Origin of the sequence: Pararhizobium sp. DWP3-4, from assembly GCF_049898205.1 — a bacterium.
Lineage (GTDB): Bacteria > Pseudomonadota > Alphaproteobacteria > Rhizobiales > Rhizobiaceae > Pararhizobium.
This window is the reverse complement of record NZ_JAFCXF010000010.1, coordinates 1-12,596: the sequence shown is the minus strand read 5'-3', so window position 1 is coordinate 12,596 and position 12,596 is coordinate 1. Positions and strand designations below refer to the sequence as shown.

11 protein-coding genes are annotated in these 12,596 nt (G+C 57.8%); 5 read left to right on the top strand and 6 right to left on the bottom strand.

Features of this window, described 5'->3' with window-relative positions; translation table 11 throughout:
* Positions 1-293: 293 nt before the first annotated feature.
* From ACP7E6_RS22635 to ACP7E6_RS22610, 6 genes are all read right to left on the bottom strand, one after another.
* Positions 294-1,454 carry a Gfo/Idh/MocA family protein gene (locus ACP7E6_RS22635; RefSeq protein ID WP_426231966.1) on the bottom strand — a complete coding sequence of 387 codons (1,161 nt, stop codon included), beginning with the start codon at positions 1,452-1,454 and terminating at the stop codon, positions 294-296.
* A 33-nt stretch (positions 1,455-1,487) separates the two neighbouring features.
* Positions 1,488-2,513, bottom strand: coding sequence for an ABC transporter permease (locus ACP7E6_RS22630; RefSeq protein WP_426231965.1), 1,026 nt, complete (start codon positions 2,511-2,513; stop codon positions 1,488-1,490).
* A gap of 37 nt (positions 2,514-2,550) precedes the next feature.
* Positions 2,551-4,089 carry a sugar ABC transporter ATP-binding protein gene (locus ACP7E6_RS22625; protein ID WP_426231964.1) on the bottom strand — a complete coding sequence of 513 codons (1,539 nt, stop codon included), beginning with the start codon at positions 4,087-4,089 and terminating at the stop codon, positions 2,551-2,553.
* 151 nt (positions 4,090-4,240) lie between these two features.
* Positions 4,241-5,170: a sugar ABC transporter substrate-binding protein gene (locus ACP7E6_RS22620; RefSeq protein ID WP_426231963.1), complete on the bottom strand. Its 930-nt coding sequence runs from the start codon at positions 5,168-5,170 to the stop codon at positions 4,241-4,243.
* A gap of 237 nt (positions 5,171-5,407) precedes the next feature.
* Positions 5,408-6,220, bottom strand: coding sequence for a TIM barrel protein (locus ACP7E6_RS22615; protein WP_426231962.1), 813 nt, complete (start codon positions 6,218-6,220; stop codon positions 5,408-5,410).
* A 213-nt stretch (positions 6,221-6,433) separates the two neighbouring features.
* The gene (locus tag ACP7E6_RS22610) at positions 6,434-7,465 is read right to left on the bottom strand and encodes a LacI family DNA-binding transcriptional regulator (protein ID WP_426231961.1); all 1,032 of its coding nucleotides are present in this window, start codon (positions 7,463-7,465) and stop codon (positions 6,434-6,436) included.
* A 140-nt stretch (positions 7,466-7,605) separates the two neighbouring features.
* Between ACP7E6_RS22610 and ACP7E6_RS22605 the strand changes: the two genes are divergently transcribed.
* From ACP7E6_RS22605 to purU, 5 genes are all read left to right on the top strand, one after another.
* The gene (locus ACP7E6_RS22605) at positions 7,606-8,691 is read left to right on the top strand and encodes a fatty acid desaturase family protein (RefSeq protein ID WP_426231960.1); all 1,086 of its coding nucleotides are present in this window, start codon (positions 7,606-7,608) and stop codon (positions 8,689-8,691) included.
* Between the two features lie 35 nt (positions 8,692-8,726).
* A complete protein-coding gene (locus tag ACP7E6_RS22600) occupies positions 8,727-9,041 on the top strand; it encodes a MocE family 2Fe-2S type ferredoxin (RefSeq protein WP_426231959.1) in 315 nt (104 codons plus the stop codon).
* Between the two features lie 10 nt (positions 9,042-9,051).
* A complete protein-coding gene (locus ACP7E6_RS22595; RefSeq protein WP_426231958.1) occupies positions 9,052-10,290 on the top strand; it encodes an NAD(P)/FAD-dependent oxidoreductase in 1,239 nt (412 codons plus the stop codon).
* Between the two features lie 73 nt (positions 10,291-10,363).
* The gene (locus tag ACP7E6_RS22590) at positions 10,364-11,155 is read left to right on the top strand and encodes a 3-methyl-2-oxobutanoate hydroxymethyltransferase (protein ID WP_426231957.1); all 792 of its coding nucleotides are present in this window, start codon (positions 10,364-10,366) and stop codon (positions 11,153-11,155) included.
* Between the two features lie 125 nt (positions 11,156-11,280).
* Positions 11,281-12,165 (top strand): formyltetrahydrofolate deformylase, encoded by an 885-nt coding sequence (gene purU, locus ACP7E6_RS22585; RefSeq protein WP_426231956.1) that lies wholly within the window; start codon positions 11,281-11,283, stop codon positions 12,163-12,165.
* The last annotated feature ends 431 nt before the right edge of the window (positions 12,166-12,596 follow it).

The window sequence follows — 12,596 nt, the reverse complement described above, 5'->3', positions numbered from 1 at the left end:
CGGCCCTGCAGCCAAAAAGTCAAGACGTCTTTAACTGTCAGGGGAAAGGCAGTTGAAGAATATTGAGTTCCCCAAACATGATCGCTGCCAGTTCGATTCCTTTCAAAGTGACCTGTCTCATTCAGTTGGGGCACGGCCCGAGACTTCCTTACCGCGATGTGAGCCAGGTTTCGCCAAACCACTGACGATGGCGTCCACGCGACTGGTCAAGAAGATCACGCAGCTAATTTGTTTTTGTTATAACGCGGGCTAGGAAATGGAAAACTTACCTGAATGGTCATGGACTTACGGAGCTACGAAGGGCGGAATTGAGGCGGTGCTGCATTTGACCGAAAGCCCTCATTGACGTCGATCCATGCTTTTTGATCAAACGACTGTGCCATGGCGTGGACGGTCTGCTCGATGCGTAACGCCTCCTTGAAATCGATCGCCGAAAATGGTTCGCCGCCAATGGCGCGAATCAGTTCGCGGCACTCGATGATTTTCAGGTCATTGAAGCCGAGGCCATGTCCCGGCGCCGGAATGAACTGACCGTATGGCGCATGAGCGGGGCCCGCCAGGACACGGCGAAAGCCCTGTTCAGTGGTGTTGCCTTCGGCCTGATAGATTTCGAGCTCGTTCATGCGTTCCTGATCGTAAAGGATCGAGCCTCTGGATCCATAAATCTGTAGCGCGATGCGCCCCTTTCGCCCCCAAGCGGCGCGGTTTGCCATCAGCACGGCAGAGATACCGTTGTCGAGCCGCATCAGGATATTGGCGCCATCGTGGTTTTCGACCGCCCTGCGCCCGCCGTCCTTCAAGGGCCGGTCGGCGTATGGTTTCGCCATGTCGGCAATGACCGAACGGACATGGCCGAAAAGATACCAGAGCAGCGACAGGGGATGCACCGCAAAATCATCCAGTGCACCATAGCCCGCCGTCCGTTCGCTCTTCCAGAAGAAGGCAGCCTCAGGATCGGCCATGAAATCCTCGTCCATTTCGACACGGACATGGTTCACGATACCGATCGCTCCTTCATCAATCATCGTCTTCATATGGCGCACGATCGGGTTTTGAATATAATTGTAGCCCATAATTGCAACCCTGCCCGAAGCCTCGGCGGCTTTGAGCATGCGTTGCGCATCGGGAAATTCAGGCGACATCGGCTTTTCGCACCAGACATGCTTGCCGGCTTCGAGTGCCGCAATGGCCATCTCGGCATGGAACTGGTTGGGCGTAGTTATCGAGACGACATCGACGTCCGGATCATCCACAAGCCGACGCCAGTCAGTGGTTGCCTTTTCAAAGCCAAAACCATCGGCGCGCGTGGTGGCAAGTTCGACATTGGCTTCAGCCAAATGCACCAGCCTCGGGCGGACGACGTCGCCGAAGACTGTTTTGACCGCGTTCCACGCCAGTGCGTGGCACTTGCCCATATACCCCGTGCCGATCAAGCCGACGCCCAATGATTTCATGTCAGTTATCCTCGCCACCTGTCTTGCAGACCGTCAAACCGTCTTGCGTTTTTTCTGCCTGTAAACGTCGACCACGACCGCAGCGACGATGATCATGCCTTTGACGATTTCTTGGTAATAGGCATCCACCCGCAGGAACGTAAATCCGGAGGTCATCACCCCCAGGATGACTGTGCCGATGACCGTGCCGGTTATCCGCCCGACGCCGCCGGCAAGTGATGTGCCACCAATGACAGCGGCGGCGATAGCGTCGAGTTCGTACATCACGCCCATGCCGGCTTGCGCTGTCTGGGCACGGGCAGCTGTGACGACACCGGCGAGACCTGCCAGCATGCCGGCAATAGCATAGACCTTAATCAGATGCGCCTCGACATTGATGCCGGAGACGCGGGCCGCCTGAACATTGGCGCCGATAGCGTAGGTGAACTTCCCGTAGCGGGTATAGCGAAGCGCGATATGGAAGATGAGAGCCACGACAAGGAAAACGATAACCGGCCAGATGCCCGTTCCGATAAAGGTGAACTGCTCCGTCAGGCCTGATACCGGCTGGCCCTTAGTGTACCACTTCGACAAACCACGCGCAGAGACCATCATGCCCAGCGTCGCGATGAAGGGGGGTATCTTCGTCTTGGCGATCAGCCAACCGTTGATCAGCCCGGCAAGAAGACCAACTGCGAGCCCCAGCCCGATCGGCACGATGGCGGGAAGGTCGGTTAGCGAAGGAAAAAGAGCGCGCGGCCAGGTCGATGACTGGGCGACGCTCGCGGCAATCATCGCAGTGACGCCGACAACGGAACCGGAGGAAAGATCGATGCCGCCAGTGATGATCACTTGTGTGACGCCGACTGAGATAATGCCGATGACGGCCACCTGCAGGATCATGATCGTCAGGCGCTGGCTATTCATCAAGAAGCTCTGGCCGACGAACACCCAACCAAGCACCTCATAAACCATTGCGATGCCGATCAGCACCAGGAAGATATTGAATTCCGGCGGGATACGCCGCTTGCTGGTCGACGGCGATGCCGTTGCGGCCGAGGCTTCTATCTTCGTGCTCATGTCTGTCCTCCCTGATGGTATTTGTAAAAGCGCGCCATCACTGCGCTGCAAGTTCCATTACCTTGACCTGGGTTGCTTCCGCCCGACTTAGGAAGCCCGTAACCCGACCTTCATGCATCACCATGATGCGGTCGCTCATTCCGAGAACCTCCGGCATTTCCGACGAGATCATGATAACGGCAACGCCATCGCGAGCGAGTTCCGTCACCAGCCGGTGAATTTCCGCCTTGGCGCCGACGTCGATGCCACGCGTAGGCTCGTCGAGAATGAGAATGCGAGGGTTGGTCAAAAGCCAGCGGCCGATCAATGCCTTTTGCTGGTTGCCACCGGAGAGATTCTCAATGCGCTCCTGCAAGTTCGGCGTCTTGACCCTAAGCTTGCGTGCCATCTCCTCGCACTTTTTTGATATCGCCTTCTGATCGACGAAGCCCATCTTGACGAACTTGTCTTGCAACACCGCGATCTGCATGTTTTCCAAAACATCGAGGATGAGAAGGCAACCGGTTTCCTTTCGGTCTTCGGTGAGGAAGGCCATACGGTTGCGGATCGCTTCGGTCGGTGAAACGATCTTCACCGGCTTGCCATTAATTTCGATCGATCCCGAGCTTGCCCGCGTGACGCCGAACAGTGTTTCTGCCACATTCGAACGGCCGGAGCCAACAAGACCGGCCACGCCAAGGATTTCGCCGGCGCGCACGTCGAAGGATACATCGTGGAAGACGTCTTTGAGACAGAGCTCTTTCACCGATAGAACGATATCGCCGATCGGCACCTCTTCCTTGGGGAACATCTGGGTGATCTCGCGGCCGACCATCATCTTGATGATGTCGTCGCGGGTCACGTCCGTGGAAGCATGCGTGCCGATATATTTGCCGTCGCGGAACACCGAGAACTCGTCAGCGATCTCGAACAACTCGTTCATTTTGTGGGTGATGTAGACGATGCCGATGCCCTGGCTGCGCAGGTCTCGGATGATGGTGAAGAGATGGGCGACTTCGCGCTCGGTCAGCGCCGATGTCGGCTCGTCCATGATCAACACGTCGGACTCATAAGACACTGCCTTTGCAATCTCGACCATCTGGCGATTGGCGATCGAAAGATCACGCACCTCTGCCTGGGGATCAAGTGCGATGTTCAGGCGCTTAAAGAGCTCAGCCGTCTTACGGTTCATTTCGCCGTGGTCAACGAACCCGAACCGGGTGAGGGGTTCGCGGCGGATCCAGATATTTTCGGCGACTGTCATGAATGACATCAGGTTAAGCTCCTGATGGATCATCGCGATGCCGTTTTCCAGCGCATCCAGAGGTGATTTCAGCTGGATATCGACACCCTTAAATTTTACCTCGCCCTTGTCGGGCGTATAGATGCCGGCAAGGATTTTCATCAATGTCGATTTGCCCGCGCCGTTTTCGCCCATCAGTGCATGCACCGTGCCTCGCTTTAGCCGGAACGACACGTCATCGAGCGCTACCACGCCCGGAAACTCCTTGCGTACGCCTTCAACAGCGAGAAGATATTCGGCATTGGGTACGGCGCCACTGGCACGTACGGCTGCCATTGTTGTCGGACTGACCATGTGTTGATGCCTCCCTGTCGCCTTAAATGTCCGGGACCTGCGCCATTGAGCGGCACGGTCACCTTTTGGCTTTCGTTGCGCATCGCAATGCGCCGGTCGTCACGGAACCGGGCAGTCCAGGGCGCGGATGAGCGCGCCCTGGTGATCTGGCTCAGTTCTTCGCCTGATAGTCCTTGAGGTTGGCTGGGGTGACCAGTTCGAAAGGAATATAAACCTTCTTTTCGACTGTTTCGCCGCGAGCAAATTTTAAGGCAGCGTCAAGTGCACCCTTGCCTTGGCCAGCGGCGTTCTGAAACACCGTAACGTCGAGATCACCTGCTGCCATGGCGGCAAGAGCGTCCTGCGTGGCGTCGACGCCTCCAATCACGACTTTGTCCATCGGCCGGCCGGCAGCCTTCAGTGCTTGAATGGCGCCGATGGCCATCTCATCATTGTTGGCTATAACAGCGTCGAATTCCAGGCCGGCCGAAAGCCAGTTGGTCATCAGGTCGGCACCCTGGGTGCGCGACCAGTTGGCCGTCTGCTCTTCAACGATGGTAATCCCCTTACAGGCGTCGGTTGCCAGAACGTCGTGCACGTCCTTGGTGCGCATGCGGGCGGCCTGGTTGGAAAGCTCGCCCATCATAACGACCGCTTTGCCCTTGCCGCCGAGCAGCTTGCAGACTTCCTGGGTTTCCAGCGTGCCCGATTCTAGTTCGTTGGATGCAACGAAAGCCTGCTTCTCCGGGAGCGTGTCGATATTGATAGGCTCGCGGTTGACGTAAACCAGCGGAATGCCGGCATCGGCAGCGATCTTCGACATGGCGGCAGTCGCATCGGTATCGACCGGGTTGACGACGATGGCATCGACGCCGGCAGCGATGAAGTTCTGGATCTGGCTTTGCTGCTTGGCAACGTCGTTCTGCGCGTCCTCGACCTGGAGCGTGACGCCGTCGAGCGTCTTTGCATAATCCTGCATGCCGTTGCGCAAGACGGTCAGGAAGTTGTCATCGAACAGGGCCATCGAAACGCCAACGTTTTCGGCATGAGCCGCTGTCGACATCATCACAGCCAGAGCTGCGCCCATAATCATTTTCTTCATGATGTAGTTCCTCCACAAAACGGTGACCGGCGACCACCCTCCACAAGCCGGAGGCGCCCCATTCCCGGTGACGCCCAATTCCCGTAAGTTGCCTCTCCCAAGGCCGCCCAAGATCAAAACAGAATAAACAAACCACTAGTTTGCTAATACGGAATAACTATTCCATTTTCTGGTTCGAACGTCAAGGGAGTTCCAATCGTCACTCGTGCGAAAAAAACGGCCCGAAACACGTTTCCTTCATACCTTGCCCGAAAGGAACTGCATGCTCTCGCGAACCGCTACCTTGATTTCGGCGGATTGATGGACCTCCGATGAGAATGGCTCAAATGAGAATGGACCGGCATATCCCTTTTCCAGCAGCGTCCGGATCTGGCCGGCATTGTCCAGCCGGTCGGTGGCATCGACGAGAACGCGGTGCGGATCGCGCATGGCGCTCACGCTGACGTCCGGATCGGCGACGCCGGATATATGAACCAACCCAGTCATCTCAGGGTGGAATTTTTCTTCTCCTGCCAGATGATGATGGAACGTGTCATGCACGATTTTGAACCTATTCTCTCCTGAAACGGCGCGAATGGCCTCCACCGCCTCGGTTTTGGAACGCAGCGAGCAGATTTCAAAGCCAAGCGGCTCGACAAGGCCGGTAATCCTTGCATCTTCCAGCATCGGTTTCAGCGCGCTCAGCGCCCTCCGGAGGTTGGCCTGCCGCTCGCCGTCGGCCTGCCCGCTGCCGTCATTGACCGGGACGAGAACCAGCGCCTTGGCGCCGCAATCGCGCGCGTAGGTAATGAGGTCCTGCGCTTCGCCGGCGCGGGCCTCGTTCCACTCATTGAACCGTTGCAAGGCATTGATGGAGATGATCGTTAGTTCGTGCTTTTCAGCTAGGGCCTTGATCTCGCCGGCCGGGGTCCCGTCGATGATGGCGTTTCCGTCGAGGTCGTTGCGAATTTCAACGGCTGCAATGCCGAGCGATGCCGCCAAGCCGAAAAAGGCGTCCGGCGAAAGTGCCGGAGCCGTCATATGATTGAGCGCGAATGAAAGGGTGGTCATCGTTGTTGCTTCCTCCTGCAAAATGAACGGGCCGGGGAGGACGGGCCCGCTCGATTTTTGAAGCGTGCGGCCCGGTTGCAAATCTCTCCCTAAGGGCCTGAGGATCAGCAGCTTATTGCAGAACAGTCAAAGCAGAACGCATCATTTCTCTGTCATTCGTGAAAGAAAGCGGAAACGGGTTGAGGGAATTCTATCATTTGCGTGTCGTCCCGATCAGATATTTTCCGGCGTAAAAATATCAAAGGGCAAAAATGTCTGGCCGGGAATGCTGCCGATACCGCGATCGATGGCGGCGACCATCTGCCCGATCAGTTCGCGTGCGATCGGTGCGGCGGGTGTGGAAATTGCCATGGTTACCAGATCCTCTGCAAGCGCAGCGCGCGATTCAGGCGTCAGTTCGTTGACGACAACTAGCAGTTTTCCGGCACGCTTCTCTTCCGCCAGCGCCGTGATCGCACCCTCCATGCCGCCGCCACAGACATAGAAGCCAATGAGATCGGGATGCCGCTGCAGGAGATTTACGGTTGCCTCATGGGTAATCTCGGCGGTGTCCAGGTTGACCAGCGTATCCAGTACCTCGAATTCGGGCGCATTCTCGCGAAAATAAGACCTGAAGCCGATCTCGCGTAGTTCATGGCCGTGAAAACGGTGGCTGCCGATGAATGTTGCGACCTTGCCCGGCTTACGCGCCACTTTGGCGATCATCCAGGCCGCGGTGCGCCCAACCGTGCGGTTGTTGAGCCCAACATAGCCCTCACGCACGCCGACGGCGAAATCGGACAGGACTGCAAAAACGGGAATCCCCTTTTCCCGTAGGCCTTCCACCGCCGCCGTCACGGCCGGATAGTCCGGGCAGACAAGTGCCACCGCCTGGTTGCGGGCGGCAACAGCTTTGAGCTTTTCCGTCAATGCCGTCGGCGTTGCGCTCATATTGTAGTCGATCTGGGGAATGATGCGTACGCCGGGCGCCGAAAGGGCTGCAGCCTCGATCTCCTTGGACAGTGACTGATAGAAATGCTGGTTCGGTTTCTGCAGGATGAAGCCCAGCTTATATTGCGGCAGATCCTCGAAGACCCTCTGACGCAACAGGCTGACGGCATGGTAGCCGATCGTCTTGGCCGCATCGTAAACGCGACGCGCAGTTTCCTCCCGAACTTTGTGGCGGCCGTTTAGAACGCGATCAACGGTGGCGACGCTCACGCCTGCGGCATTGGCAAGATCGGTAATGGTCGGGCGTCCACTCATCGGTTCTCCTGATAGAAACCATCATTCCAGTATGAAAGCTGTGATGTGTTTTGATAGATTACATCAAGGCTGCATTGAGCTGCAATGAAAGTCAACCTATTCTGATCGCATAGGCCAAGACCGGAGGGCGGGAGGATAAAATGGATAAGGTTGCCACGAAACGCGACTACAGCCTGCTCGGGCGCGATGCTCAGGCCGCCGTCGACAGCGGACTTGCCGCCGCCGAATGGTATCACACCGATATTCCACGCAAGCAGATGAAAGAGCTGATGAAGCGCGAGGATGGCCCGGCCATCCGCGATACGGCAATCTGGCTCGGCAGTATGGTCTTCACCGGCGCACTCGGCGTCTATTTCTGGAGCTCCTGGTGGTGCGTGCCGTTCTTTCTGATCTATGGCGTCATGTATGGGTCGGCATCGGATTCGCGCTGGCACGAATGCGGCCACGGTACTGCCTTCAAGACGCGCTGGATGAATGATGCTGTCTACCAGATCGCCTGTTTCATGATCATGCGCAACCCGGTGACATGGCGCTGGAGCCACACCCGCCACCATACGGATACGGTCATCGTCGGCCGCGATCCCGAAATTGCCGTCATGCGTCCCCCGGACCTGTTCAGGCTGGTGCTCAATTTCTTCGGCCTGCTGGATGCTGGCTATGCGATGATTGACATGGTGCGCAACGCAGCCGGTATCATCAGTCCGGCCGAAAAAACCTTCATCCCTGAGCAGGAGCAGCCTCGTGTCATCCGTGTCGCCCGCATCTGGATGCTGATCTATGGGGCAACGCTTGTTCTGGCACTTTACCTCGGCTCCATCCTGCCGCTGATGCTGGTAGGACTGCCGCGGCTCTATGGCGCCTGGCATCATGTCCTGACCGGGCTTCTACAGCATGGCGGCCTTGCCGACAATGTTATTGACCACCGCCTAAACAGCCGAAGCGTCTACATGAACCCGTTCAGCCGGTTCGTGTACTGGAATATGAACTATCACGTCGAACATCACATGTTCCCGATGGTGCCCTATCATGCGTTGCCCCAGCTGCATGAGATGATCAAGCATGACCTGCCGGCCCCGAACAGGTCGATGCTGGAGGGCTACTGCGAGATGATCCCAGCCTTCCTGCGGCAGCTGAGAAACGAAGATTTTTTTCTCAAGCGCGAGCTTCCACCGACGGCCAGGCCATACCGCGAGGAATTTCACGCCGAGCCAATCGCCGCCGAATAGAGCGGTATCAACACCAAAACTGAATGGAGGAAACGATGAGCAACTGGGTGGAAGTCTGCGCAACGGACGATATCGACGAAGAGGATGTCATCCGCTTCGACCACGACGGCAAAACCTTTGCGGTGTACCGCAGCCCAGACGACCGGTTCTTTGCGACCGACGGACTCTGCACCCACGAGAAAATCCACCTTGCCGATGGGCTTGTCATGGACGACATCATCGAATGTCCAAAGCATAACGGCCGCTTCAGCTATATGACCGGCGAAGCCAAGGGTGCCCCTGTATGTGTCAACCTCAAGACCTATCCGGTCAAGGTTGAATCCGGCAGCGTCTTCCTTTCACTCGGGTGAGGGACGAACCATGACCCATATCGTCATCATCGGGGCAGGGGAGTGCGGCGCGCGTGCAGCTTTTTGTCTGCGCGAAAAGGGTTTTTCGGGAGAGATCACCCTTGTCGGCGCCGAGGAACATCTACCCTATGAGCGCCCGCCGCTGTCAAAGGATGCGCTGCTGCTCGGCCATGCGCCCAAGCTGGTCTCCGATTCTGCCCGTTATCTAGAAGCAGGCATTACGGTCTTGACCGGCATCAGCGCAGAAAATATCGAGCCGCTCAAGAAGACGGTGCGCTTGTCCGATGGCCGCAACCTCGCCTATGACCAATTGCTTTTGACGACCGGCGCGCGCGCGCGCCCGTTTCCGGGCCAAAATCCAATTGCGGCAGTGTCCGAGACGCGCGTCCGCACATTGCGAACCCATGGTGACGCCGTTGTCATTCGCGCCGCCCTGCAGCCCGGCACCCATCTTGCCATTATCGGCGGCGGGTTCATCGGCCTTGAATTGGCGGCAACCGCGCGCAAGCTCGGCGCGCGTGTCACGCTGATCGAAGGCCTGCCCCGCATCCTCAGCCGCGGCGTCCCGGAAGAACTCGCTGCTGTGGTCGCCGAACGGCACAAGGTCGAGGGTGTCGACATCTTGTGCGGCGCCAAGATCCGGGGTCTGGAAGAAAGCCATAACAGCGCGACAATCCTGCTTGAAGACAACAGCACGATTGCCGCCGACCTGATCGTTGTCGGCATCGGCGCCGTTCCGAACGTCGAGCTTGCCCGTGATGCCGGACTTGCTATCGACAACGGCATCGCCGTTGACGCATGTTTGCGAACATCTGTGCCGGACATCTTTGCGGCAGGCGACTGCTGCTCCTTTCCTCTGTCGCATTATGGGAATCGCCGCCTGCGGCTGGAAGCCTGGCGTAACGCCCAGGACCAGGGCCAGCTTGCCGCCGCCAATCTGCTGGGGGCAGAAGAGACGATCACAGCCGTTCCCTGGTTCTGGTCGGACCAATACAACTTGACGCTGCAGATTGCTGGTCTTGCCGATGGCGCGGTCCAGACCGTCCGCCGTGAGATGGCTTGCGGCGCCTTCATTCTCTTCCATCTCGATGTCGAGGGCCGACTGATCGCCGCCAGCGGCATCGGTACCGGCAATACGGTTGCCCGCGATATCCGCCTTGCCGAAATGATGATTGCAGCTGGCATCCATCCAGATCCGGCCGTGCTCGCCGCGCCGGAAACCAAGCTGAAGACGCTGCTAGTGGCCTGAGGGCCGCTGGACCCGACACAGAACCAAACCGCCGCGACCGCCCTAGGCCGCTGCGGCAACGGAGAAATATGCCATGAGACACCGCCGACCAACCGTCGCCGACCTTCTCTCGATGAAGGGCAAACGTCAGCTGAGCATGCTGCGCGTCGAGACACTGGAGGAGGCAGAGGCCGCCGAACGGGGAGGGGTCGATCTCGTCTCCTTACCGCCATCGCTTCTCAGTCCTGTCTTCCGCGAGGCGGCACCGTCCGTCTTTGCCTTTCCCGGTCTCGAATATGGCGATCTTGTCACGGCAGATGAGTATATTCGCGCCGCTTTCCAGGCGTTGAAAGCCGGTGGCGACGCGGTCTATTGCGCCGCCGGTCTTTCGACCGTCCGCCGCATGCGAGAAGAGGGTATCCCGGTTTGCGGGCATGTCGGCCTCATTCCTTCAAAAGCGACCTGGACCGGCGGTTTCCGCCCGGTCGGCAAGACGTCGATCAACGCACTCGAAATCTGGCGGCAGACCAAGGCTCTCGAAGAGGCAGGGGCGTTTGCCGCAGAGATCGAAGTCGTACCGGGCGAGGTCGCGGCGGCGATCAGCCAACGCACCACCATGCTGATGCTGTCGATGGGCGCGGGCACCGGCTGTGACGCGCAATATCTTTTTGCAGACGATGTGCTCGGCGCCAACAGAGGCCATGTTCCGCGTCACGCCAAGACCTATCGGAACTTTGCCGCCGAATATGACCGGCTGCAACAGGAGCGCATCGCCGCATTCAGCGAATATGTGGCCGATGTCAAATCTGGCGCCTATCCCGCCAAATCGCATCTGGTCGGTATCGACGCATTGGAACTGGAAGCGTTCCTGCAGTCGCTGACATAATTCCACGCCAGCGGCTTCTCGTTCGTTCCTCACCGGAACATGACTGCGGCGCGCGTCTGCAAGCTGGCAGCGCCGTGAACATTCAAAACTTGCACATCTGCAAAGTCACGAAAGCAAAACATACAATGCGAAACTACGTTCTGACCGTATCGTGCAAATCCACCCGTGGAATCGTCGCGGCGATTACCGGGTATCTGGCCGACGAGGGTTGTTACATCACCGACAGCTCGCAGTTCGACGATATGGAGACGGGCCTGTTCTTCATGCGCCTGACCTTCATCAGCCAGGAAGGTGCCACGCTCGACAAGCTGAAGGCCGGCTTCGAGGCGGTAAAGACCCGCTTTGGCATGGAAGCGGATATTCTCGACAGCGAGCATCGAATGAAGGTGCTTTTGATGGTGTCGCGCTTTGGCCATTGCCTCAACGACCTGCTCTATCGCTGGAAGATTGGCGCCCTGCCGATCGAGATTGTCGGTGTCGTCTCCAACCATTTCGAATATCAGAAGGTCGTCGTCAATCACGACATCCCGTTCCATCATATCCCGGTCACCAAGGCCAACAAGCCGCAGGCAGAAGCCCGGATCATGGATGTGGTCGAACAGACCGGCACGGAACTGATCGTGCTGGCCCGCTACATGCAGATCCTGTCGGACCAGATGTGCCAGAAGATGTCGGGCAAGATCATCAACATCCACCACTCGTTCCTGCCGTCGTTCAAGGGTGCCAACCCGTACAAGCAGGCCTATGAGCGCGGTGTGAAGCTGATCGGTGCGACGGCGCATTATGTGACCGCCGATCTCGACGAAGGCCCGATCATCGAGCAGGACATCGCCCGCATCACCCATGCGCAGTCGGCGGAGGATTACGTCTCGATCGGCCGTGATGTCGAAAGCCAGGTTCTGGCCCGCGCCGTGCACGCCCATATCCACCACCGCACCTTCATCAACGGCAACCGCACTGTGGTGTTTCCGGCAAGCCCGGGAAGCTATGCGTCGGAACGCATGGGCTGATTTTCCGATCAGCGGGTTCAACCGCGGTTTGTTTTCGGAGTTGGCGGGATGGAGGCCGGGCAAGATCGAAAGTATCTCGTTCGCAGCATCGTGTGCTGCGGTAGACACTAAATCAATGTTCGATGGTTGGCACTAAAGCTCGATGGCGCACTAAAAGATTAGTTCCATAAATCGCATTATGCAATCCGTCCGTGTAGCGGCATTTTAGAAATGCGACATATAGGCTAGTTAGAGACGCGACAGTCGTCGCCTCTTGGGATGCTGGTCGAACGTCAGCATTGGGAAGCAAGACAAGCGACGTGCATCGTGGTCGAGGCCATCTGTGTTCGGAGTCGTCATGTCTTGTTTGATTGTTATGTCTCAGAAGGAATTGCATCGTCTTGAACTAATCCAGCAGATTCGGGCTCGGAGGCTGACTGTCGTCGAGGCGG